The organism is Ruegeria sp. CI8 (assembly GCF_056536865.1).
The window spans coordinates 13,673-37,196 of sequence record NZ_JBQFQL010000002.1 but is presented as its reverse complement, the minus strand read 5'-3'; the positions used below and the strand labels follow the sequence as shown (position 1 = coordinate 37,196).

Annotated in this window: 23 protein-coding genes; 9 read left to right on the top strand and 14 right to left on the bottom strand. The window is 62.7% G+C overall.

Annotated elements, in window-relative coordinates; translation table 11 throughout:
* Positions 1–8: 8 nt before the first annotated feature.
* The gene (rho, locus tag ACR0DA_RS10790; protein ID WP_170342621.1) at positions 9–1,280 is read right to left on the bottom strand and encodes a transcription termination factor Rho; all 1,272 of its coding nucleotides are present in this window, start codon (positions 1,278–1,280) and stop codon (positions 9–11) included.
* 135 nt (positions 1,281–1,415) lie between these two features.
* Positions 1,416–1,865 (bottom strand): CopD family protein, encoded by a 450-nt coding sequence (locus ACR0DA_RS10785; protein WP_170342619.1) that lies wholly within the window; start codon positions 1,863–1,865, stop codon positions 1,416–1,418.
* Positions 1,866–2,268: 403 nt separating this feature from the next.
* Between ACR0DA_RS10785 and ACR0DA_RS10780 the strand changes: the two genes are divergently transcribed.
* Genes ACR0DA_RS10780 through dnaQ form a run of 4 tightly spaced genes read left to right on the top strand, consistent with a single transcriptional unit; the run spans position 2,269 to position 5,003 of the window.
* Positions 2,269–2,868, top strand: a complete 600-nt coding sequence (locus tag ACR0DA_RS10780; RefSeq protein ID WP_480753966.1) for a Maf family protein — start codon at positions 2,269–2,271, stop codon at positions 2,866–2,868.
* The gene (locus ACR0DA_RS10775; protein WP_170370398.1) at positions 2,865–3,698 is read left to right on the top strand and encodes a shikimate dehydrogenase; all 834 of its coding nucleotides are present in this window, start codon (positions 2,865–2,867) and stop codon (positions 3,696–3,698) included. Before ACR0DA_RS10780 ends, ACR0DA_RS10775 begins: the two co-directional genes overlap by 4 nt.
* Entirely contained in the window at positions 3,695–4,288 is a 594-nt protein-coding gene (coaE, locus tag ACR0DA_RS10770) for a dephospho-CoA kinase (protein WP_480753965.1), read from the top strand. Before ACR0DA_RS10775 ends, coaE begins: the two co-directional genes overlap by 4 nt.
* Positions 4,281–5,003 (top strand): DNA polymerase III subunit epsilon, encoded by a 723-nt coding sequence (dnaQ, locus tag ACR0DA_RS10765; protein ID WP_480753964.1) that lies wholly within the window; start codon positions 4,281–4,283, stop codon positions 5,001–5,003. The genes coaE and dnaQ overlap by 8 nt, the downstream gene beginning before the upstream one ends.
* 25 nt (positions 5,004–5,028) lie before the next feature.
* Here dnaQ and secB read toward each other — a convergent pair whose 3' ends face one another.
* Together secB and ACR0DA_RS10755 are read right to left on the bottom strand one after the other, a co-directional pair.
* On the bottom strand, positions 5,029–5,529 hold the full coding sequence (secB, locus tag ACR0DA_RS10760) for a protein-export chaperone SecB (protein WP_170342607.1): 501 nt from the start codon (positions 5,527–5,529) through the stop codon (positions 5,029–5,031).
* A 54-nt stretch (positions 5,530–5,583) separates the two neighbouring features.
* Entirely contained in the window at positions 5,584–6,078 is a 495-nt protein-coding gene (locus ACR0DA_RS10755; RefSeq protein ID WP_480753962.1) for an FxsA family protein, read from the bottom strand.
* Positions 6,079–6,186: 108 nt separating this feature from the next.
* Between ACR0DA_RS10755 and ACR0DA_RS10750 the strand changes: the two genes are divergently transcribed.
* Genes ACR0DA_RS10750 through ACR0DA_RS10740 form a run of 3 tightly spaced genes read left to right on the top strand, consistent with a single transcriptional unit; the run spans position 6,187 to position 8,470 of the window.
* Positions 6,187–6,846, top strand: coding sequence for a Tim44/TimA family putative adaptor protein (locus ACR0DA_RS10750; RefSeq protein WP_170340666.1), 660 nt, complete (start codon positions 6,187–6,189; stop codon positions 6,844–6,846).
* Entirely contained in the window at positions 6,843–7,883 is a 1,041-nt protein-coding gene (mltA, locus tag ACR0DA_RS10745) for a murein transglycosylase A (protein ID WP_480753961.1), read from the top strand. The genes ACR0DA_RS10750 and mltA overlap by 4 nt, the downstream gene beginning before the upstream one ends.
* Complete coding sequence (locus tag ACR0DA_RS10740) at positions 7,883–8,470, top strand: Smr/MutS family protein (protein WP_170361086.1); 588 nt, start codon at positions 7,883–7,885, stop codon at positions 8,468–8,470. The genes mltA and ACR0DA_RS10740 overlap by 1 nt, the downstream gene beginning before the upstream one ends.
* Here ACR0DA_RS10740 and ACR0DA_RS10735 read toward each other — a convergent pair.
* The 3 genes from ACR0DA_RS10735 to hslU form a co-directional block, all read right to left on the bottom strand.
* A complete protein-coding gene (locus ACR0DA_RS10735) occupies positions 8,467–9,612 on the bottom strand; it encodes an MFS transporter (protein ID WP_217371997.1) in 1,146 nt (381 codons plus the stop codon). The genes ACR0DA_RS10740 and ACR0DA_RS10735 overlap by 4 nt on opposite strands.
* Positions 9,613–9,683: 71 nt before the next feature.
* On the bottom strand, positions 9,684–10,781 hold the full coding sequence (locus ACR0DA_RS10730; RefSeq protein WP_170456983.1) for an alpha/beta hydrolase: 1,098 nt from the start codon (positions 10,779–10,781) through the stop codon (positions 9,684–9,686).
* Positions 10,782–10,882: 101 nt separating this feature from the next.
* Positions 10,883–12,190, bottom strand: a complete 1,308-nt coding sequence (hslU, locus tag ACR0DA_RS10725) for an ATP-dependent protease ATPase subunit HslU (RefSeq protein WP_170342594.1) — start codon at positions 12,188–12,190, stop codon at positions 10,883–10,885.
* 200 nt (positions 12,191–12,390) lie between these two features.
* On the opposite strand from hslU, the gene ACR0DA_RS10720 reads away from it, so the two are divergent.
* Positions 12,391–13,632, top strand: a complete 1,242-nt coding sequence (locus tag ACR0DA_RS10720; protein ID WP_170361080.1) for an MFS transporter — start codon at positions 12,391–12,393, stop codon at positions 13,630–13,632.
* 3 nt (positions 13,633–13,635) lie between these two features.
* Here ACR0DA_RS10720 and hslV read toward each other — a convergent pair whose 3' ends face one another.
* Positions 13,636–14,193 (bottom strand): ATP-dependent protease subunit HslV, encoded by a 558-nt coding sequence (hslV, locus tag ACR0DA_RS10715; RefSeq protein ID WP_093963878.1) that lies wholly within the window; start codon positions 14,191–14,193, stop codon positions 13,636–13,638.
* Positions 14,194–14,388: 195 nt separating this feature from the next.
* On the opposite strand from hslV, the gene ACR0DA_RS10710 reads away from it, so the two are divergent.
* The gene (locus tag ACR0DA_RS10710; protein ID WP_170361078.1) at positions 14,389–14,583 is read left to right on the top strand and encodes a DUF1127 domain-containing protein; all 195 of its coding nucleotides are present in this window, start codon (positions 14,389–14,391) and stop codon (positions 14,581–14,583) included.
* A gap of 128 nt (positions 14,584–14,711) precedes the next feature.
* Here ACR0DA_RS10710 and trxA read toward each other — a convergent pair whose 3' ends face one another.
* The 6 genes from trxA to tsaE are packed head-to-tail and all read right to left on the bottom strand — an operon-like array spanning position 14,712 to position 23,523.
* Positions 14,712–15,032 carry a thioredoxin gene (gene trxA, locus ACR0DA_RS10705; protein WP_093963876.1) on the bottom strand — a complete coding sequence of 107 codons (321 nt, stop codon included), beginning with the start codon at positions 15,030–15,032 and terminating at the stop codon, positions 14,712–14,714.
* A 60-nt stretch (positions 15,033–15,092) separates the two neighbouring features.
* Complete coding sequence (gene addA, locus ACR0DA_RS10700; protein ID WP_480753958.1) at positions 15,093–18,452, bottom strand: double-strand break repair helicase AddA; 3,360 nt, start codon at positions 18,450–18,452, stop codon at positions 15,093–15,095.
* Positions 18,449–21,376: a double-strand break repair protein AddB gene (addB, locus tag ACR0DA_RS10695; RefSeq protein ID WP_480753957.1), complete on the bottom strand. Its 2,928-nt coding sequence runs from the start codon at positions 21,374–21,376 to the stop codon at positions 18,449–18,451. Before addB ends, addA begins: the two co-directional genes overlap by 4 nt.
* Complete coding sequence (locus ACR0DA_RS10690) at positions 21,369–22,055, bottom strand: nucleotidyltransferase family protein (protein ID WP_480753955.1); 687 nt, start codon at positions 22,053–22,055, stop codon at positions 21,369–21,371. Before ACR0DA_RS10690 ends, addB begins: the two co-directional genes overlap by 8 nt.
* On the bottom strand, positions 22,052–23,056 hold the full coding sequence (locus ACR0DA_RS10685; protein ID WP_480753953.1) for an aminoglycoside phosphotransferase family protein: 1,005 nt from the start codon (positions 23,054–23,056) through the stop codon (positions 22,052–22,054). The genes ACR0DA_RS10690 and ACR0DA_RS10685 overlap by 4 nt, the downstream gene beginning before the upstream one ends.
* Positions 23,053–23,523 (bottom strand): tRNA (adenosine(37)-N6)-threonylcarbamoyltransferase complex ATPase subunit type 1 TsaE, encoded by a 471-nt coding sequence (gene tsaE / locus ACR0DA_RS10680; protein WP_480753951.1) that lies wholly within the window; start codon positions 23,521–23,523, stop codon positions 23,053–23,055. The genes ACR0DA_RS10685 and tsaE overlap by 4 nt, the downstream gene beginning before the upstream one ends.
* Between the last annotated feature and the right edge of the window lies 1 nt (position 23,524).

The following is a 23,524-nucleotide window of genomic DNA, read 5'->3' as shown; positions in this document are numbered from 1 at the left end:
AGACCGTATCAGGTATTCATCGAGTCGAAGAACTCGGAATTGGTCTTGGTCTGTTTCAACTTGGACAACAGGAACTCGATCGCGTCGGTTGTGCCCATCGGGTTGAGGATACGGCGCAGAACAAAGGTTTTGGCCAGATCGCCCTTGTCGACCAGCAGGTCCTCTTTCCGGGTGCCGGACTTGAGGATGTCGATCGCCGGGAACACCCGCTTGTCTGCGATCTTGCGATCCAGAACGATCTCCGAGTTACCGGTACCCTTGAATTCTTCAAAGATCACTTCGTCCATCCGGCTGCCAGTGTCGATCAGCGCGGTGGCGATGATGGTCAGCGAACCGCCCTCTTCGATGTTGCGCGCCGCACCGAAGAACCGCTTGGGCCGCTGCAGCGCGTTGGCGTCCACACCACCGGTCAGAACCTTGCCCGAGGACGGCACCACGGTGTTGAACGCTCTACCAAGTCTTGTGATCGAGTCGAGAAGAATAACAACATCTCGTTTGTGCTCGACCAGGCGCTTAGCTTTTTCGATCACCATCTCCGACACGGCCACATGGCGGGTCGCCGGTTCATCAAAGGTCGAGGATACCACCTCGCCCTTCACCGAACGCTGCATGTCCGTCACCTCTTCAGGGCGTTCGTCGATCAGCAGGACGATCAGGTAGCACTCCGGGTGGTTCCGCTCGATCGAGTGCGCGATGTTCTGCAGGATCACCGTTTTACCGGTCCGCGGCGGCGCCACGATCAGCGACCGCTGGCCCTTGCCGATCGGCGCGACCAAGTCGATCACACGGGCGGATTTGTCCTTGATGGTCGGATCCTCGATCTCCATCTTCAACCGCTCATCCGGATAGAGCGGCGTGAGGTTGTCGAACAGGATCTTGTGCTTGGCCTTTTCCGGATCTTCGAAGTTGATCTTGGTCACCTTCGTCAGCGCGAAATAGCGCTCATTCTCGTCCGGAGCCTTGATCTCACCCTCGACCGTGTCGCCGGTACGCAGCGAATGCTGGCGGATCATGTCGGGCGAGACATAGATGTCGTCCGGGCCGGGCAGATAGTTCGCCTCGGGCGAGCGCAGAAAGCCGAAGCCGTCCTGCAGCACCTCAAGCACGCCGTCGCCGCCCACGGTCCAGCCCTCGTCCGCGCGTTCGCGCAGGATCTGGAACATCATCTCGCCCTTGCGCATGGTCGAGGCGTTTTCGATCTCGAGTTCTTCGGCCATGGCCAGAAGGTCTTTGGGGCTTTTCGCCTTCAGATCGGACAGGTTCAGGGATTCGATTGTCATGATGATACGGACCTTGGCCGCAGAGGTGCGGCACAGCGTTGAATTTCAAACAGGAAGATGCGCCATCCGGACGGATGGGTTGACCCCTACATAAGGCCGGTCGCCGCCCGAGTCAAACCGGTGCGGAAATAGCCCTCAGAACTTCAGAATGACCGCCAGAACGATGATGACCATCAAAACGGTCGGAACCTCGTTCATCATGCGGTACTGGCGCCCTGTGAGCGTATTGCGGCCTTCGACGAAATCCTTGCGCCGGGCCATCAGCCAGTGATGGAACCAGGTCATGCCGATCACCGCAGCACCCTTGACCCAAGGCCAGGACCAGTCCCACCCGACGATGCCGGGCGTGAACACCATGATGAGGCCACAGACCCAGGCCACGATCATTGCCGGCCGCATGATCACGCGCAGCAGTTTTTCTTCCATTTCAAAGAAGATCTCGGGAGCGCCGTCTACCGCTTGTGCCTTTTCGACGTGATAGACGAACAGACGCGGGAGATAGAACAGCCCCGCCATCCACGAGATCACCGCCATGATGTGCAGCGATTTCACCCAAGGGTACAGTGTGAAGAGAAGATCGGTCATCGGGTTTCCCGGCACTGGTCGGACCCTCCCTAATAAAAAAAATAGAAAAGAGAAAGGATGATGGTTTTGTAGGGTGGGTAAAATCCGTGGATTATTGTTTTGTCCGCCAGTTTTCCCCAGGTGGATGAATAAATTCCAAAACTGGGTGATTCTGGTGATTTCATTTTTTACATAATAAAAACAAGCATTTAAACCATACATCGCGGACCTGTCTTGGGGATAACTCAAGGGACATCTTTTGATGAATAGGAAGTCCCAAGATCCCGAGTTATCCTTGTCCCGACCGGACAGTCTTTGAGCGACTCAGGGAAGTTTCATGCCTAAATCGCGGGCTTGCGTGTCAACCGGAAAACCATACAAACCGTTCAAGACCAATGATCCACTTGCCCACGGGGTTTTCCACATGACTGTCCCCATCGTTCTTGCCTCGGGGTCCGAGATCCGCGCGCAGTTGCTGCGGAACGCCGGAGTGCCGTTTTCCGTCCAGGTCGCCCGCGTGGACGAGGATACCGCCAAACGCGCGCTTCTGGCCGAGGGCGCGCTGCCCCGCGACATCGCCGATGCACTGGCCGAGCTCAAGGCGCGCAAGATCAGTGACAAGACGCCCGGAGCGATGGTTCTGGGTTGTGACCAGGTTCTGGATTTCGACGGACGGCTTCTGTCGAAACCCGAAACGCCCGAAAACGCGCTGGCGCAGTTGAAGGCGATGCGCGGCAAGCGTCACATGCTGCTGTCGGCGGCGGTGATCTATCAGAATGGCGAACCGGTCTGGCGCCATGTCGGACAGGTGCGGTTGCGGATGCGCGCCAGTTCGGATGCCTATCTGAAGGGTTATGTCGCGCGCAACTGGGACAGCATTCGCCACGCGGTCGGGGCCTACAAGCTGGAAGAAGAAGGCGTGCGCCTGTTCTCCAGCATTGACGGCGACTATTTTAACGTCTTGGGTATGCCCCTGCTGGAGCTGCTCAATTTTCTTGCGGTCCGAGGGGTGATCGAACAATGACCGACAACCGCATTCCACTGGCCGGAGTGATCGGACACCCGATTGCCCATTCCCGATCGCCCGCGCTGCATGGCTATTGGCTGAAGACCTATGGTTTGCCGGGCCATTATGTGCCGATGGATGTTGCGCCCGCAGATCTTGAAACGGTCCTGCGCAGCTTGCCCAAGGCCGGGTTCGTCGGGACCAATGTCACCGTTCCGCACAAAGAGGCCGCGTTGCGCCTGGCCGATCACGTGTCGGACCGCGCCTCGGTGATCGGGGCGGCGAATACGCTGGTGTTCCGGGCCGATGGCTCGATCCACGCGGACAATACCGACGGGTACGGGTTCATGCAGAACCTTCGCGCGGGCGCGCCGGATTGGGTGCCGCAGGATGGTCCGGCTGTGGTATTCGGCGCGGGCGGTGCTGCGCGGGCGGTGCTGCAGGCGCTGGCCGAGGCCGGCGTACCCGAGATTCTGCTGACCAACCGCACGCGGTCGCGCGCCGATCACCTGAAAGAGGAATTTGGTCAGCGCATCACCGTGGTCGATTGGGTCCAGGCCGGAAACGTGATCGAAAACGCCGAACTGGTGGTGAACACAACGTCACTGGGCATGCAGGGTCAGCCCGAGCTGCGCGTCCCGCTGGACGGGCTGCAGCCGGGAACGGTGGTGACTGATCTGGTCTACACGCCGATGAAAACCCGCCTTCTGGAACAGGCCGAGGCTGCCGGCTGTACGGTCGTCGATGGGCTGGGCATGTTGCTGCACCAGGCGGTCCCGGGGTTCGAGCGGTGGTTCGGCCTGCGCCCCGAGGTTACGGAAGAAACCCGCGCAGCGGTTCTGGCATGAGCTTTGCGCTGGGTCTGACCGGGTCGATCGGCATGGGCAAAAGCACCACCGCCGACCTGTTCGCGCAGGAAGGTTGCGCCGTGTGGGATGCCGACGCCGCGGTGCATCGGCTGTATGCGGAAGGCGGTGCGGCGGTCGCGCCGATCCGCGCGGCATTTCCCGACGCGATCGAGGATGGGGCCGTCAGCCGTGACGCGCTGAAACGGATCATCGGCGCCGATCCGACCGCCTTGAAACGGATCGAAGTCATCGTGCACCCGCTGGTGGCCCAGGATCGCGAGGCGTTTCGACAGGCGGCCAAGTCGGACATCCTTATCTTTGACATCCCATTGCTTTTCGAAACCGGCGGCGACGCGCAGATGGATGCGGTGGCCTGCGTTTCGATCCCCCCGGACGAGCAGAAGCGCCGTGTCATGGCACGGGGCACGATGACCGAGGCGCAGTTCGAGCAGATCCGCGCCAAGCAGATGCCGAATGACGAAAAATGCGCGCGGGCGGATTTCGTGATCGTCACCGACACTCTGGACCATGCCCGCGCACAGGTGCAGGATGTGGTCAGGCAGATCAGGGCAGGACTGACAGATGCGTGAAATCGTACTGGATACGGAAACCACCGGATTCGATCCCGAAAGCGGCGACCGGATCGTCGAGATCGGGGCTATCGAGCTGTGGAACCATGTCGCCACGGGCGAGACCTATCACGTTTATATCAACCCTGAACGTTCGATGCCGGCCGAGGCTTTCGGCGTGCACGGCATCGGCCCTGACCTGCTGGAGCCGCCGCAACCTGCCGAACCGGGCCAGATCACCCTGAAGGACAAACCTGTCTTTGCGAAGGTCGGGCAGGCCTTCCGCGATTTCGTGGGGGATGCACGGCTGGTGATCCACAACGCTTCATTCGACATGAAGTTCCTCAATGCCGAGTTGGGATGGATGGGCCTGCCCCCGATTCCGATGGAGCAGGCGCTGGACACGCTGGCGATCGCGCGCAAGCGGTTTCCCGGCTCGCCCGCCTCGCTGGATGCGCTGTGCCGGCGGTTCAACATCGACAATTCGAACCGGGTTCTGCACGGTGCGTTGCTCGACTCGGAAATCCTGGCAGAAGTCTATCTGGAGCTGATCGGCGGACGCCAACCAGATTTTGTCCTGTCTTCGGTGTCTGCCGAAAGCTCAACCGGTGGCGACATTTGGCGCCCCGGTCCACGGCCCAACCCACTGCAGCCCCGGATTACCGAGGATGACCGCGCTGCGCATGATGCATTTGTCGAAAAGCTGGGCGAAAACGCCCTGTGGTCCCGCACCTGATCTGGGTCAGATGCGGGTTGCCTGATCACGCCTCGGTCTTGTCGGACGCCTCGGCCTGACGGCGCATCAACTCGTTGCGGTACAGACCGACGAAATCGATGTTGTCCAGGTTGACCGGCGGGTAGCCACCGTCGCGGGTGATGTCGCTGACGATGCGGCGCAGGTAAGGGAACAGCATCCGCGGGCATTCGATCATCAGGAACGGGTGCAACTGATCATTCGGCACGCCTTCCACGTGGAACAGGCCGCAATAATCGATCTCGCAAAGGAACAGGATGTCCTCCAGGCCCTTGGCCTTGGACTTGAGGTTCAGCTTGATCGACACCTCATATTGGTGGTCGGCCGAGCGCTTTTTCGCATCCAGGTTCACCTGGACCGAGATCTCGGGCTGCACGTCGCCCGAGACGCCTTTTTGCGCCATCACGTTTTCAAAGGACATGTCCCGGATGAACTGTCCCAGAATGCGCATCTGGATTTGGGGGGCTGCCTGGGGCTCGGTTGTGCCGGCGGCGGTTTCTTCGGTCATGGATCCGCTCCAAAATTTAAATTCGCCACTGCTTATCAAGTTGGGCCGGGCACCTCAATGCTGGTGCGGCCCTTCCACCCATTTCGACGGTTGTGCGGGTTTTGTGCGCACTTCCGAATACTCTCCGTCTATGATGTCATCTTCACCGAACGGATCGCGCGCCGCCCCGTATTGCGGGCCGGGGCCCATCTGGAACTGGGTAATCGTGACCCGTGATTTGAGATACCGAAAAACCGCGGCCCGCACCCCGGGAACCAGCAGCGCAAAGCCGATTGCGTCGGTGAAGAACCCGGGCGTCATCAGCAGAACGCCCGACAGCAGGATCATTGCACCATTGGCCAGCGGTTCGGTCGGGTCGTCCAGTTCGGAAAAGGCGCGCTGCAGCTGACCCATCGCCATGCGACCTTGTGTCCGCACCATCGCGGTACCCAGAACGGCGGTCAAAACCACGATTGCCAGCGTCGGCCACAGGCCGATCAGACCGCCGACCTGGATAAAAAGGGCGATTTCGATGATCGGCACCAACAAAAATGCCAAGAACAGATACATATGCGCTATCCTTTCCCATAGGCCGGGCTGTGGACTTGCCACCAACTGTCACCTACATAGTGGCACGAGGCCGCGTGTACAAAGTCTCGGTGCTGAAAAGAGGACGAAATGAATTCACCCCTGATCCAGCTTCTGGTGCTGGCTGGCATAGCCATCTTCCTGATCCTGCGTCTCAGAAGCGTGCTGGGCACGCGCGAAGGCTTTGAAAAACCACCGGTGCCGCAGCAACCCGACACCGGGAAGTCGCGTCGTGATTTCGAAGTGATCGACGGCGGTCCGGATCGTGACATTACCGACCATGTTCCCGAAGACAGCGAATTGGCGCAGACGCTGGCTGCGATGAAGCGTGTTGAGCCCAGCTTTTCGGTCAGCGAGTTTCTGCAGGGCGCCCGTGGCGCCTATGAGCTGATCGTCATGGGGTTCGAGCGGGGCAACCTGGATGAAATCCAGCCCTTCCTGTCCGAGGAAGTGTTCGAAACCTTCGTCTCGGTTGTCGCCGATCGCGAGGACAAGGGCCTGACGATCGAGGCCGAGTTCATCGGTGTGCGTGAAATGGGCCTGGTGGATGCACAATTCGACAAGGATTCCAACCGCGCCGAGATCACCGTGCGGTTCGTCGGCGAGCTGACGTCGGTCGTGCGTGACCGGGGCGGTGACATCATCGAAGGCAGCCCCAACACGATCAAGCGCCAAAAGGACAGCTGGACCTTTGCCCGCGTCATGGGCGCGGATGATCCGAACTGGCTGCTTGTCGCCACGGACGCATGATTGGAACGCTCCGGTCGCTGATGCTGGTGGCGGTTCTGACCGCCGCCAATGCCGCCGGAGCCGAGGCGACGCGATCCATCCTGTCATTTGCTGACCTTGATGGCTGGGCCGAGGATGACCACGGCGCGGCCTTGTCCGTTTTTCTGGACACTTGCGGGGATCTGGACGATCCGGACTGGCGTTCGTTGTGTGCAGCCGCACGGACATACGAGCCCGATGCCGCGCGCGCCTTTTTCGAATTGTTCTTCCGGCCCATCCTGATCGAGGATGAAAAGGCCCCACTGTTCACCGGATATTTTGAACCGGAATTGAACGGCTCGCGGACGCGGACTGAAACCTACAGATACCCGGTCTACAAGATGCCGCCCGAGGCGCGGGAAGCCGGGCAGTGGCTCAGTCGGCGCGAACTGCTGACCAGTGACGTGATGAAGGGCCGCGGCTTGGAAATCGCCTGGGTCGATGACCCGGTCGAGTTGTTTTTTCTGCAGATTCAAGGCTCGGGGCGCATCCGTTTGCCGGATGGCAGTTCGGTGCGTGTTGGATATGGCGGGGCCAACGGCCACCCCTATCGGTCGGTCGGGGTTGAGCTGGTCCGGCGCGGTCTTCTGGGTGCGCATGACGTGAGCGCCCGGATGATCCAGTCCTGGGTGCGCAAGAACCCCGAGATTGGGGCCGAGCTGTTGATGCACAACCCGTCCTACGTCTTTTTCCGCGAGGTTTCGCGGGTAGCTGCAGACCGCGGGCCTTTGGGCGCAATGAACCGGTCGATCACCGCAATGCGCAGCATCGCCGTGGACCCGGCCTATACCCCGTTGGGTGCGCCGGTCTGGGTTGAAAAAGACGGCAAGACTCCGCTGCGGCGCTTGATGATCGCACAGGACACCGGCTCGGCAATCAAGGGCGCACAACGGGCCGACATCTTTTTCGGAACCGGGGACGCCGCGGGACAGGCAGCGGGCCAGCTCAAGGATCCCGGCCGCATGATCGTTCTGCTGCCGATCCAACGCGCCTATGCCATGCTGCCGGATGAGTTCTGATGACCCGCCGCAAGCTGACTGAAGACGAGATTGAATTGTGGCACAAGGTGACCCGGCAGACCGAGCGGCTGCACCCGGAGATTCCCCAATCCGTTCACCCATCGACATTGCCGAAGCCCAAGCCGCGAAAAACCCCCAAAGCGCGGATAGACACCTTTGAACTGGGTCAGAATGCACCGACAAATGGGCGCGGCCATAGCTTGAAGCCCGCAATCGGCGACAGCCTGCGCGCCGCACCCGTACAGATGGACAGCAAGGCCTTTGCGCGGATGAAACGCGGCAAGCTGAAACCCGAAGGCAAGCTGGATCTGCACGGAATGCGGGTCGACACGGCCCATCCTGCTTTGATCCGGTTCATCCTGTCGGCGCAGGCATCGGGAAAACGACTGGTTCTGGTGGTCACCGGCAAAGGCAAGGACAGGGACGAACCCGGCCCGATCCCGACGCCCCGCGGCGTGCTGCGCAACCAGGTGCCTCAGTGGTTGAATTTGCCGCCCCTCGCCCAAGCGGTTCTTCAGGTCAGCCCGGCCCATATCAGCCATGGCGGTGATGGGGCTTACTATGTGTATCTGAGGCGGATCCGCTAAAGCAGCCGCCGGGCCCTGTGAATACCGATCCAGACTATGCCGCACGTCGCCACGAAGAACCAGGCGATCCACAGGAACTGCGTGCTGAGCGGCACGCCCAGATCGATCAGCCCGCCAGTCAGGCCTGGCCCGACAGCAGACCCCAGCACCATGACGGCGGCAGCCATCGCCTTGATCGCGCCGATGTGACGGGTGCCGTAGAACTCGGCCCAGAACGCGGCGGGCAGCGTGCTGTTGGCGCCGACCGAAATGGCAAGACAGGACAAACCGATTACGGCGCCGGGGATTGTCTGGACAAACGCAAACAGCGCAAACCCGGCAGCCATCGGAAGCTGATAGAACGGCATCATCCGCGCCGTGCCCCATCTGTCCAACGCCCAGCCCGAGGCGAACATCGCCAGGATCGACACCCCGGTATAGATCGGAAACAACGCGACCAGTTGGATATGGGCCCATCCTTTGGTCTGCGCCAGATGGACCTGGTGAAAGAAGAACGCGGTAATGAATGCCGAAGGCCCCATGAGCGCAGGCATCATGAACCAGAAAAGCGGGTTCAACAACGTTTCGCGCCGGGTCCAGTGCCGCCCAAGCATCCCGGTCGCGCTGGTTTCCCGGGCCAGGCTTTGTGGTGTCCGTTCCTGACGCAGCATCCGCATCAATGCGGGTATTCCCAACAACGCGATGGCGGCGGACAGCGCCCAAAGAAAATGCCAGTCGACAAAGGCCATGGCGGCGACGAACAGCACGGGCAGCAGGGCCTCACCGACGGCAAATCCCAGCGTTGCGATGGAGAGTGCCCTGCCCCGCGTGGCCGTGAACCACCGGGCCATCGCAACCATGGCAATATGGCTGCACATGCCCTGGCCGAACAGACGCAGCAGAAAGATGACCACGGGCAACAGGATCACCCAATGATTGACCGCCATCGCCAGCGCGGCACACGCAAGCCCAAGCAGGACAGCCGGGCCCAGCACGCGGACACGATAAATATCGGTCAGCCCTCCGGCCCAGATCATGACGATCGCGGAAACAGTCGTGCCCAAGGAATAAAGACCGCCCCATGCGCCGTGGCTGAGGACGAACTCGGCCCGAATCTGCCCGGCGAAGATTGAAATGAAAAAGGTCTGCCCGAAACTGGACATGAAGGTCAGCAAGACCCCCGCGCCCAACCACGGAGCATTGTCCGCAAGGAAAAGGCGGACCCCTCGCCCTATCACGGAGTACTGACCCGCACCTGCCCGGTTTCGGTCAGAACAACCTCGGTCGCGCCGGCATCGTTTCGCACGGCCGGCGGCACCAGAAGATCAATGCCACCCTGGTCCCGGCCAAAGGTCCTGCTGACCCGGCCCGCCGCGTTGAGTATCGACAGAAGTGCCGGAGATGTGGCGGCTACGAAATGCGAGGACTCCGCATCCTTGTTGAAAGCCGTGGTGTCGATGATGCTGACCGGGTACTGCGCCAGCTTCTCGGTCGAGCTGATGTTGCCCAGCCGCTCGCCTTTGGCAGTTCCGCGCAGGCGTCCGGACACGTTCAAGATCTTGTCTTTGCGCGAGACCATGATCACGAATGGCTCGGGCGGAGATTTGATCACCGCCATCTGCGACCGGAACACGTCAACGTCGAGATCGGGCGAGATTAGCAATACACCTTCCAGATTGCGCCGCGACCAGCCTGGCTCGCGCAGCTCAGCCTGGCGCATCATCTCCATGGTCAGCGCGCCTCCCATCGAGTGCGCAACGATCAGCACGCGCGGGACGCCCAGGGATTTCAGCGAAGATATGGTTTGTTGCAGCCCGTCGCGGGCAAACAGCATACTGTCCAGATCATAGGCATAGCCCGACCCGGCCCCTCGGCTGGGCCAGGAATAGACCAACGTCTTGCCGGGCAGGCCGATGTCGTGAGCCAACTGAGCCGCGCGAAAAACGGTTTCGGTCTGGGTGGCGTTGTAGCCATGAACAAATATCGTGACTTCCTTGGCGCCGTTCAGTCGTGCTTTCAGATCCTGCTCGGACGGAAATTCGCGCACACCGGCCAAAACGAACTGCCGGCTCGGGTTCGGGTCCGAATAGGAAAACTCAAGCGTCCCGGGGCGGTGGTTCGGCGGGATCGAGACTGTGGTTTCGAGGAATTGCAGGCGGTCAGCGCGACGATACCCGTATGAGCCATCGGCCTCGCGTGCGCGGGTGGTGGCCGCGAACACGGTCTGCGCCGTTCCGACGTCCAACGCTTCGGGCAAGGTGACCGAGATGGATCGATCAACGCAGCCTCCCAAAACGGAAACCGTGACGAAAATGATCAGATAGCGCAGCACGGATCGATCCCAGACCAACAGTTACGTGCTACGCATAGCGTAACCTGCCGACGCGTCCAGATAATTGCGCAGGATCAACCGGCGAAAACCGGCTGATCATGTTACAGAACGTAACGGCTCAGGTCCGTGGATTTGGTCAGCTCACCAAGGTTTTCATCCACAAAGGCCGCGTTGACCACGATTTCCGCGCCGGCACGGTCCGGCGCGACAAAGGACAGATCTTCGAAAACGCGCTCCATCACGGTGTACAGGCGCCGGGCGCCGATATTCTCGACGCTCTGGTTCACCTCGGCGGCGATCCGGGCCAGCGCGGCGATCCCGTCCTCGGTAAAGCTGACGGTGACGTTTTCGGTGCCCATCAAAGCCGTATACTGGCGGGTCAGCGCGTTGTCCGTCTCGGTCAGGATGCGCACGAAATCCTCTTCGGTCAGCGCACGCAGCTCGACCCGGATCGGCAGACGCCCCTGCAGTTCCGGCAACAGGTCCGAAGGCTTGGCGATATGGAACGCGCCGCTGGCGATGAACAGAATGTGGTCGGTCTTGACCGGGCCGTGCTTGGTGGAGACGGTCGTGCCTTCGATCAGCGGCAGCAGGTCGCGCTGCACGCCTTCGCGGCTGACATCCCCTCCGCGGGTTTCTGCCCGTGCGCAGACCTTGTCGATCTCGTCCAGAAATACGATGCCATTCTGCTCGACTGATTCCAGCGCCGCGCGGGTGACGGCCTCGTCATCCAGCAACTTGTCGGCCTCTTCCCCGATCAGGATGTCATAGCTTTCGGCAACGGTCATGCGACGCTTGACGGTGCGCCCGCCGAAAGCTTTGCCGAAGATGTCGCCCAGGTTCATCATGCCCATCTGACCGCCCGGCTGGCCGGGAATGTCGAACATCGGCATCGGGTTGGACGTGTCGGCCAATTCAAGCTCGATCACCGTGTCGTCCAGCTCGCCGGATTTCAGCTTCTTGCGGAACATCTCGCGGGTGCTCTCGCGGGCGTCCGAGCCGGCGATGGCCTCGATCACGCGGTCCTCGGCAGCCTGATGCGCCTTGGCTTTGACCTCTTCGCGCATGTATTCACGGGTCTGGATGATCGCGGCATCGGCCAGATCGCGGATGATCTGCTCGACATCGCGGCCGACATAACCGACTTCGGTGAATTTGGTCGCTTCGACCTTGATGAAAGGCGCGCGGGCCAGCTTGGCCAAGCGGCGGCTAATCTCGGTTTTGCCCACGCCGGTGGGCCCGATCATCAGGATATTCTTGGGATAGACCTCGTCGCGGATGTCATCCGGCAACTGCTTGCGCCGCCAGCGGTTGCGCAGGGCCACGGCGACAGCGCGCTTGGCATCCTTCTGCCCGATGATGAAACGATCCAGTTCCGAGACGATCTCGCGCGGGGTCAGGTCGGTCACAGGGCAGTCCTTTCAATGGTCGGCAGTCAGCTGCGGCTTAGGTAAGCACGGGGTCGGCAAAAACAACCGAGACCGCACATTTGGCCGCGTTGGTTAACAATGACCCGGCGCCAATGCAATTCTTTCCTGACCTCCGTGTTGGGAGATTTCGGTGTCCTCTGATAGGGTTGGCGGAATGTGCGCGGGACCCGGAGAGTGAAATGTCCAAGATTGCCAAGATTACCCTGCTGTTCGTGGTGTTCGTGGACTTGATCGGCCAAGGGCTGGTTTTTCCGATCATCAACTCGCTGATCATGGAGACGAAATCGGGCTTTCTGCCGGAAAGCACGCCAATGGGCAGCCGGCACTTCTACTACGGTCTGGTGATCGGGTGTTTCTTCCTGTCCTGGTTTCTGGGCGTCGTCTATGTCTCGAAAGTTTCGGACTCCATCGGGCGCAAGAATGCACTTCTGGTCTGCCTGGGCGGCGCGCTGGCCGGCTATGCGATCACCATTGCGGCGCTGTATCTCAACAGCCTGATCCTGTTGATCGTGGGCCGGTCGATCACCGGGTTCACGGCCGGAAACCAGCCCATTGCGCAGGCGGCCATGATCGACGGCAGCACGGATGCGGCCGATCGTGACCGGAACATGGGTTATATCGTGACAGGGGTCAGCTTTGGCCTGGTCGGCGGCCCGATCATCGGAGCGGTCCTGTCGGATGCGGCGCTGTTGGGCAGCGTTGCCACGCTCAAGACCCCATTCTACGGCGCGTTTGTCCTGGTGCTTATCGCGATCCTGCTGGTGCTGTTCTTTTTCAAGGATACCCGAACCGAACGCGAACCCTTCGTCTTTCGTCCCCGCGATGTGACCGACAGCCTGGTCGCCGTACGTGGCCACCCCATGGTTCTGAAGATCCTGCCCGTATACGCGTTCTTCATGATCGCGAACGTCACCTTCTACGTGTTTGTGGACAATTTCTTGACCAGCGCTTTTGGTTACGGCGTGATCGGCGGCAGCATGGCCATGGTCGTCATTGGTGTGGCGCTGGCCTTCTCCAGTACGTTTCTCGTGAAACCCGCGCAGGAACGGTTCAGCAAGCACAACATCATATATGTTTCGCTGATCGTCATGGTGATCTGCGGCTTTGCCTTTGCCTTCAGCCCCAGCGGCGTGCTCAGCTACGTGCCGGTGTTCCTGTTCTATTTCCTGTTCGGCGTGGCCTACCCGACCCTTCTGGGCCTGTTCTCCTCGTCGGTCAGCGAGGCGGATCAGGGCTGGGTCATGGGCGTAACCACGGCCGTGTTCTGCCTGGCGGGTGGAATCATGTCGCTGATCGGCGGCGGGTTGATGAGCATCGATATCCGCCTGCCCTATTACATCGTGATCGCCTCGGCCATTCTGGGGCTGATCGGGATGCACCGCCGGTGGAAGGGCAAGGAGATTTCGGCCCTGCTGGCCTGACCCCTAGCCCGAAATGCTCTCAACCGTCAGGTTGCCGTTGGTGTAGACGCAGATGTCGGCGGCAATTGCCATGGCCTCGCGGGCAACCTCTTCGGCCGACTTGTCGCTGTCCATCATCGCGCGCGCGGCTGCCAGGGCAAAGTTGCCACCCGACCCGATCGCCGCCACGTCATGTTCCGGTTCGAGCACGTCCCCGGCCCCGGTGATCACGAACAGGTCACGGCCGTCAGTGACGATCAGCATCGCCTCAAGCTTCTGCAGGTACTTGTCGGTGCGCCAGTCCTTGGCCAGTTCCACCGAGGCGCGAGCCAGTTGACCGGGCGTGGCCTCCAGCTTGGCTTCCAGCCGTTCCAGCAGTGTGAAGGCATCGGCAGTGGAGCCGGCAAATCCGGCGACGATCTCGAACCCGCCGGGCGACAGGCGCCGCACCTTGCGGGCGGTGCCCTTGATCACGGTCTGGCCCAGGCTGACCTGCCCGTCACCCGCGATGACGATCTGGCCGCCTTTCTTGACGCCGATGATCGTGGTGCCGTGCCAACCGGGAAAGTCGTTCTCCGCCATTCAAGCCTCCGTATCCGTTGATGCCCTATATGGGCCGGAGGCGCGATCCGCGCAACCCGTTCTCAAACTGCCCAAAAGATATGCAATCCGTGCATCACGGGGTTGTCGGACCAGCAATTGTGAGTCGCCTGTCGCAAGACTAGATGAGGCTTACAACCGACACAGGGTCGGCTGTTTCAAAAAAGGAATGCGCAAATGGCAACCACCGCAAACATCCATGCGCCGCTCGGAGCAGCTACCATCCTGCGTGTAGTGGACGGCATCTCGCACGCTTTCGAAGCTGCCGCCGAATGGAACACCTCCCGCAAGACCCGCAAGCTGCTGTCGCAACTGAGCGATGCCCAGCTGGAAGATATCGGTCTGGTCCGCGAAGATATCGCCAAGATCTGAATTCAGACCGAATTCGACTAAAGACGAATGGCCGCTTGGATTTCCGGGCGGCTTTTTCTTTTTGCGCAGACCATGCACAAAAAAGGCGCCCGATGAGGAGCGCCTTTTTTGTTGAGTTCCGTTCGGTATTAGATGGATTCGTCGATCCAGCTTTGCAGGGCGGCCTTCGGGGCAGCGCCTGCGCGGTTCGAAACCACCTGACCGTCCTTGAAGATGAACAGCGCGGGAATACCGCGTACGCCCATGGCTGCGGCCGAGTTGGGGTTGCTGTCCACGTCGACCTTGGCGATCTTGACCTTGCCGCCATATTCGGCCGCCAGCTCTTCCAGAGCGGGGCCGATCTGCTTGCAGGGTCCGCACCACTCGGCCCAGAAATCCACCACGACGGGGACGTCCGAGTTCTTGACTTCGGCGTCAAAGGTTTCGTCGGTTACGGCTACGGTCGACATATTCTGTCTCCTGAATGACATGCGGTTGGGAGTCGAACGTAGGTGTGCCAATTGGGGAGGTCAAGATATCTGGGCCCGCACCTGCGCATCTGTCACAAGATCGTGTGGCAGCCACATCAGGCGCGCCGTCCGCGTCCACAAAATCGCGGTGCGGATCTCGCGGCCGGGATAGATCAGCGACAGCGCGGCGGCATAGGCGCCCATCTGGCGCAGCAGGCCCTCGGGGCAGGTTTCGGCCCGATCGGGAACCGTGGCGTTTGATTTGAAATCAATGACTTGCACCACGTCATCCGTCACGATCAACCGGTCGATCACCCCGTGGATCCGGCGACCGTCCAGAGTGGCCGAGACCGGCACCTCGGCCAGCGCGTCCGGGGCAAAGACGGGGGTCAGGTCCGGTGCGGTCAGCACGCCCGCCGCCTCTGCCAGAAGGTCGCGGCGGTCACCGTCCTGCATATCGGGCAGAAGCCGGGCGCAGAGCTGATCCCACCTGTCGCGCGGCGCCGGGGCCAGATGCTCGAGCAGCAGGTGCAGGCGGGTGCCGCGCAGCTTGGCGGCCTCTTCCTCAAGCCCGGTTTCGCCCGCCAGGGCCTTGGCCCCGCCCAGATCGGACGGGCTGAGCGTCTCGGCATCGGGCGTCGGCTCGGGCGCGGGCCGGTGGAACAGATCCGGTAGGGTATCCTGCATCGGTTCCGGCGTCGGGCGATGGTCCAGTGGCAGACCCTCCCAATCGCCATGCGCCAGACGGCGGATGCCGGTGTCGGGGATCTCCGTTGCCCCTGCCCGGCCCATCGCCTCTTCGACCAGTTGGTACCAGCTGGACCCGTCCCGGCCCAGATCGCCGGCCGCCGCCACGATCAGCCATTTCTCGGCCCGGGTCAGCGCGACGTACAGCAAACGCAGCCGCTCGTTCTCCTCGCGTTGGCGCGCGTCTTCGCGGGCGCGGGCGACAAGGCTGGGCGACAGGTCGGTGGGCACCTTCCACAGCGGCGTTCCGTCGGCGACCATGATCTCGGCATCGCGGGGCGGCTGCCGCTTGCCGGTGTCCGGCAGGATCACGATCGGCGCCTCCAGCCCTTTTGAGCCATGCACCGTCATCACCCGGATCATGTTGCCCACGCCGGTCATCTGGCGCTTGATCTCAAGGTCGTCGGTCTGCATCCAGACCAGGAAACCGGTCAGGCTGGGAATGTCCGACCGCTCATAGGCCAGCGCCTGTGACAGCAACGCGTTGATGCCGTCCTCGGCCTCGGCGCCCAGGCGGCCCAACAATTTGCGACGGCCGTCATGGCGGGTCAGCACCCGTTCGATCAGGTCGTAGGGGCGCAGAAAGTCCACCTGCCCGCGCAGATCGTTCAACACGGCCAGCGTTTCGGGAAAATCCCCGGCTCGTTGGCGCAGCGCCGCCCACAGGTACTTTTCCTGCCGGCGATGAGCGAGGTCGAACAGCATCTGCTCGGACCAACCGAACAGCGGCGATTTCAGCACCGTGGCCAGCGATAGGTCATCCTCGGGCGTGGCGAGAAAGCTCAGCAGCGCGGCCAGATCCTTGACCGCCAGTTCCGCGCCCACCTTCAGCCTGTCGGCCCCTGCGATCGGCAAACCTTGGGCCTTGCAGGCGCGGATGATCTCGGCGAACAGGTCCGAGCGGCGCTGCACCAGGATCAGGAAATCCCCCGGCCGCACCTTGCGGCGCACGAACGTGCCGCGCGTGGGGCCGTCTTCGGGGATGGTTTCGCCGGCGTCGATCATGGCCTTGATGCGCGCGGCGATCTGGTTGGCCAGGATCACCGTGTGATGTTGCGCCGCGGGCCGATCGACCGGATCGGTCCAGTCGCCCTCGTCCGCGTCCTCGACCTTTTCCACCACCGGCCACAGATCGACCCGGCCCGGCAGATCGGCTTTGAAGGCGCGGTGCTGCGACTCTTTCTGAAACCCTGCCTCGGCGCGGTTTTCGAACAGAATATCGACCAGCGACAGGATGGAGCTGGAGGAACGGAACGAATATTCCAGCGTCCAATCCCACAGTTTAGAGCCTGATTCCTGCAGTTTCCGCCCGAACTCGGCCTGCATCCGGTCAAAGGCCTGCGGGTCGGCCCCCTGGAAGGAATAGATCGACTGTTTCTTGTCGCCGACCACGAAGATCGTGCGCTCGACCCCTGATCGTGCGCCTTCGCCGCTGGTGAATTCCTGCGCCAGTTTCTCGACCACATCCCATTGATCGGGGCTGGTGTCCTGCGCCTCGTCCACCAGGATGTGGTCGATGCCGCCATCCAGCCGGTACAGAACCCAAGCGGCCACCGCCGGATCGTTCAGCAACAGGCGCGCGCGCAGGATCAGGTCGTCGAAGTCCAGCCAGCCGCGCAGTTGCTTGAGGCGCTCATATTCCGGCAGGAATGCCGCCGCGAAGCGGTGCAGCACCATGGATTTGCGGGCTGCTGCCAGCGCCAGGCGCCCTTCCCGCGCGGCCTCGACCCGCCGCATCAGCGACTCAAGCGAATCCATCTGCCCCGCCATAGCCCCCTCGCGCAGCGCCTTGGTGGGAAAACTGCCGATCTTGGCGGTAAAGGGCTCTTTGGCGGATTTTCCGGTCAGAAACACGTCTTCCAGCACCGGCAACTGACCCAGCGCAGGTTCGGTGAAGCCTGACAGTTTCTCGGCCGCCTTGGCGTCGGTCTTGCCGCCGCCCGCCAGTGCCGGAAGGATCGACCGGATCAGCTCGACCTCGCCGCCCAGAAACACCTGCGCCAGCAGCGCGTCCTCGTCGAACTCCTCGGGCAGGTCAAAACGGGCCAGCAGGTCGGGCCATTGCAGCGCGGGCGTGAACAGGGTGCGTTTCTGGGCGATTGCGGCGGTCAGCTTGTTAAAGCCGGTATCGGTGATGTGGCGGGCCACGTCCTCGATCAGGCGGGCCCGCGGGCCTTCGGCGAAGTCCTCGACGATTTCCTCGCGCAGAAGGGCCGCGGCGCGGTCTTCCATCTCGGAAAACTGCGGGCTGACCCCGGCCTCGAGCGGGAACCGCCGCAGCAGCGAGGCGCAGAACGAGTGGATCGTCTGGATCTTCAGCCCGCCCGGCGTTTCGATCGCGCGCGCGAACAGGGTGCGGGCACGGGCCAGGCGGTCGGGGTCGATCACACCTTCGACGCCCAGTTCGGTCAGTTGCCGCAACAATGCGTCGTCGTCCAGCATCGCCCACTCGCCCAGCCGCTTGAACAGGCGGTTCTGCATCTCGCTGGCGGCGGCCTTGGTGTAGGTCAGGCACAGGATGTGCTGCGGCTGAACCCCGTCCAGCAGCAGCCGCGCCACGCGGTCGGTCAGAACCCGCGTCTTGCCCGAGCCCGCATTGGCCGCCAGCCAGGTCGACGCATCGGGCCGCGCCGCCTGAACCTGCCGCTCGGTCGCTTCGTCGCGCGGGGTCATGTCAGATCCTCGGGCCTGGTTTCGGCGGTGCGGTCCCATTCGCCGAACCGCGCCAGGTGGTCATAGTCGCCCACGTCGCTGTCCTTGTGCATCATCCGGCGCGACGAAAACCCCTGATCAGGCTCTAAGTAGGCAGAAATCAGTTCTTTCAGCTCGGCCAGAACCTTGTCGGGCGGCTCTTTGTCCAGGGGTGCCGGGACCTCCTTGTAGGTGCCGCCCATGCCGATGAACACGGCGCTGGCCACGGCCATCGGGTCAAATCCGTCAATCCCGCCCTGCTCGGCCATCGCGGCCTCGATCAGCAGCTGTTTGTCGAACTTGGCCTGCTGCGATTCCGAGGGCGGCGTGCCGGTCTTGTAGTCGATGATGGTCAACGCGCCGCGGCTGTTGCGGTCGATCCGGTCGGCGCGGCCATTCAGGGTGAACCCAAGCGGTTCCAGCGTCAGGCGCATCTTTGCCTCGAACGCGATCGGGCCGCCGTCGCTGCGGCGGGTGATCTCGGCGCGCAGAAAGTCGTCGGCGATCCGTTCCAGCCGCGCCAGCCACAGTTTCCGGGCGGTGGGCCAGGCGACATGCTGATCCAGCAGAGCCTCGGCCCGTTTCAGGAAGTTGTCACGGGTCAGCAGCGCGCCGTCCAACACGCTGTCCTTGACGAAATGTTCCAGGATCTCGTGGATCACGATGCCGCGCAGCAGGGCGTCGGGCGCCTGTACCAGCGGGTCCAGCGGTTTCAGGCGCAGGACGTGCTTGGCATAGATCGCATAAGGGTCGCGGATCAGCCGCTTGATCTCGGTCACCGACAGGCGGCGCGGGCGCGCGGCCACCGGCGGGCGCGGCGAGGGGCGCGGTGCGGCGGCGATCCGGGGCGCCTGTTCCAGCATCTCGGACCAGCGCAGCCATGTCTTGCCCCGGTCGCGCATCTGTTCCAGCGCCGCGCGGCCGCCCTGATCCGGCAGGCCCTGCAACAGGTTGGTCAACCGGTTCAGCCAGCGTGACGGCACGGTTTCGGCATCATCCGAGCGGACCGCGCGGGTTAGCCAGACCTCGGTCGCGCCGATGGCCTGCTGGAAATCATGCGCCGACAGGCCGATTCGCCGTTCCGGCAGCAACAGGCCGGCACGGTCGCGCATCTGGCGGTTCAGCCAGGGGTCTGGCGCGGGAGCCTCGGGCCAGCTGCCTTCGTTCAACCCGCCCAGGATCAGCAGGTCGGCACCCTGAACGCGCGCTTCGAGCGTGCCCCAGATCATGATCCGCGGGTGGGGGGCGTCGCGGTCGCGGACCTCTTGCCCGGCCAGCAGCGCGCCCAGCAGATCGGCGAAATCCAGCGCCGTCATCTCGCCGCCGTGCTCGGCCTCGTCTGCAAGTCCCGAGATCACCGCCAGCGCCGATTGACCTGCGTTCTTGTCCCACAACTCGCCCGTGCCGTCGGTTCCGGCGCTAGCAATCGCCTCGGCCAAATCGCGCAGGCGCTGCACCCAGTCGGTCAGGGGCAGGGTGCCGCTGATCTGCTGGTTGCAGAAATTGCGGATCAGCCACAGAGCCCACGCATCCGGCACGTCTTTTTCGACGGCAAAACCTGTCAGGCTGGCGCTGTCGGGGAAGGGCGGGCCGTTGCGGCGCAGGTGCAGTTCCAGATCGCGGCTGTGCAACAGATGCGCGCCGCGGTCGCCGGCGCTGTGACACAAAGGGTGTTTCAGCAGGGTCAGCAGTGCCTCGGCATCCAGACGGCGCGCGAACAGCCCGGCCACATGGCGCAGGAACCGGCCCGGTGGCGACAGTTGCAGCGGTAGGCCGGCGCTGTCATCGGGCAGGATGTTCCAGCGGTCCAGCGCGGCGCTGACCTGGCGGGTCAGCATCCGGTCGGGCGTGATCAGGGCGGCGGTCTGTCCGGTCTCGGCCGCCTGCCGCAGGCGCAGGGCGATGGCCAGCGCCTCGGCCCGCGGCGATTGCGCCTCGACCAAGGTGATGTTGCGAGTCGCGGCATCCAGATCGCGCAGCTGCGGGCCTTCGCTCATCCAGGCATCGGTGATCGGGGCAGGGCGCAATGCCAATGAAACCAAACGGTTGCGCGCGGGCGAGGGGGGCTGGTCCGGGGTCCAGGATGCGATCTGATCCGGCCCTATCCCCAGTTCGGTCATCAGCTTGCGGAACCGGTATTGCGGGTGATCCTCCGAGGTCATTGCCGAATCCAACCGTTCCCAGACATGAGCGGGTTGGTCGAAATCGTACCCCGGCAGGATCAGCGCCCCCTGCGGCAGCCGCGCCACCGCCTGCATCAGCATCAGCGTGGTCCCGCGCGAGCCGGTGGACCCAGCCAGGATCACGGGGTGTTGCGGCGGCGCGTCCTGCCAGCGGGCGATCAGGTTCTCGACCACGCGGCGTTGGCGGGCCTGCACGTCCAGACTGCCATCCTCGGTCTTCAGGAACTGGTCGGCGATGCCGATGAAGGCCTGCGCCCGTGCCCAATGGCCCGACAGGTCGGTCACGTCCAGTTGCCGGATCGCCTCGGGCGGGACGCCTTCGCCCTGCATCTCTTCGATCAGGGCAGCGAGGCTGTCGGAAAGGTCAAACAGCGACGACCGCGCGGCCAGGTCCGGTTGCTGGTCCAGCAGTCGCGCCACCAGCTGCGTCAGTTCCAGCCGGCGACGCAAGGGCGGTACGGCGGGCGGCACCTGATCCAGATCGACGCTTTCGCCCAGATCGGTGACCAGCGAAATGCGGGGCAAGAGGCAGGGCGGACCCTGATCGAACAGCTCGCGCACGCGGCGGGCCATGCGGCGGGTGTTCAGCACCAGTTGCACGCGGGCCAGTGCCTCGGGCGGGTGGCCGTCGCAGCGCGCCCGCAGCCCACGCACCAGTGCCTGCGGAAAATCCGCACCGGGCGGCACCGCGAAGACCCGGGGGGTGGCGCTGGGGTCAAACATCGGCCAGCATCTCCTCGGCCAGGGCGATGCCTTCGGGCCGGCCCACATCGCACCAGCGCCCGGGATACTGCAGACCGCACAGCCGGCCATCGCGGTGCATCCGGTCCCACAAGATATTGAGCGAGAACGCTTTTTCCGGAATGTCCGCCAGACCGTCGGTCTTCAGGATCTGAATGCCGCCATAGACGTGACCCGGCCCGCGTTCAAGCCGGCCTTGGGGGTCGATCCTGAAATCTCCGAGGCCTGCATGTCCGATCGTCTGTGCGATCGGCACGCAGATCAACAGAGCGTCCATCCGCGCCGGATCCCAAGCCGCCTTCAGCAACTCCAAAGGGTTGGGCCCGGACCAGATCGCATCGGTGTTCATCGTGAAAACCGGCCCCGGACCCAGCAGCGGCAGGGCCGCGCGCAATCCGCCGCCGGTTTCCAGGATGTCCGGCTGTTCGTGTGAAAGCAGGACACCACGTGGCGCCAAATGATCTGTCAGCTGATCAGCCAGGTAATGCAGGTTCGCGACCACCCGGCGCGGCCTTAGCGCATCCGTCAGGTCCAGCGCATGGTCGATCAGCGGCCGTCCGGCCACTGGGATCAGCGGCTTGGGTCGGGTGCGGGTCAACGCGCCCATGCGGGTGCCGAAACCGGCGGCAAACAGCATGATGGCCTCGGGTGTATCGGTCATCCGGCCCTCAGCCTTGCAAGGTTTTCGGGCGTTGGGGATGGCAGCGCCTGCCGAACCAGATCCGCGACCGAGACCAGCGCCGGATGCTCGAGATCGCGCATCAGATGAGCCCAGGCCGCCGGGATAAGATCCACGTAGTGCGGTTTGCCATAGTCGGTGGCAAGGCGGGCAAATCCCCCCAGTATCCGCAGGTTGCGTTGGGCGCCGAGGACACTGTACGCCGTGCGGTAATCGTGGTCATCCACACCTGTTGCCGTGATATAGCGGTTGACCATGCTCATTTCGATTGCGGCCGGGACAGTACGGCGGACATCCTGCAGCAACGACATCAGATCATAGGCGGGATGGCACAGCATTGCGCTTTGAAAATCCAGCAGGCCGACCCGGCGGACCCCTTCGCGCTCAGGCAGCCAGATCAGGTTCTCGGCATGGTAGTCCCTTAGGGTCACCACCCGCGTGCCCGAGGTTTCCTGCAGCAATATGTCGGCGAACCGATGCTGAAAACGATCATGGGCGTCTTGGTCATAGGCGCCTTGTATCCCTTGGGCATATTTGGTGAAGGCAAGAGCCGACAATTCCGCCATGAGGGACGGGTCATAGCTGTCCAATGAGGGCAGGGGCCCAGAGTGCAGATGGATCAGCACGTCGGTTGCGGCCTCGTACAATTCACGCTCGACCTCCGGCTGCTTCTCGATCAGGCGGGCAAACAGGTCGTCGCCGAAATCCTCCAGCAGGAGGAACCCGTTCTCGGCGTCCTCGGCAAGAATCTCGGGCGCGCTCAGACCGACGGACTGCAGGAGTTTTGCCACCCTGACAAACGGTTCCACGTCTTCCCCCTTGTCCGGGGGCGCGTCCATCAAAACGGCGGTCCGCCCGGTATCCGGGTCGGTCAGGCGTTCATACCGGCGGTTCGAGGCGTCTCCAGCCAGCGGCGCGCGAGAGGCTTTGGCCCAAGGGGTCCGTGCGACCAGCGCCTCGGCCAGAACTGCGCGGTTGATCATGCGATCCTCTTCAGTTTTTCGGTCCACTTGGGGTCGGACCACGTCAGTGTCAGGTGTCGGGTTTCTTCGGCAGCGGGGTCGGCATGAAACTGCACCAACAGGGCCGAGGCCGGTTGTAGCGGACCCAGCTTGTCAGGCCATTCCACAAGGCAGATCGCCGTATTAAAGGCCCCGGTCAGGCCCAATTCCTCGATCTCATCCACCGAGGTAAGCCGGTACAGATCGGAGTGCCAGATTTCGCCGGCTTCACCCTCGTAAACCTGAACCAGCGTGAATGTGGGCGATGGCACATCTTCGGGCACAGGCAGGGTCGATTGGATCAGATTGCGTGCAAAATGGGTTTTGCCACTGCCGATTGGGCCGTCCAGCAAAATAACGTCGCCGGGCGCCAAATGGGCGGACAGGCGGCTGGCCAGATCGGCGGTTTCTTCCGGTGATGTCAGAGTGATCGAAGCGGGCGAATTCATG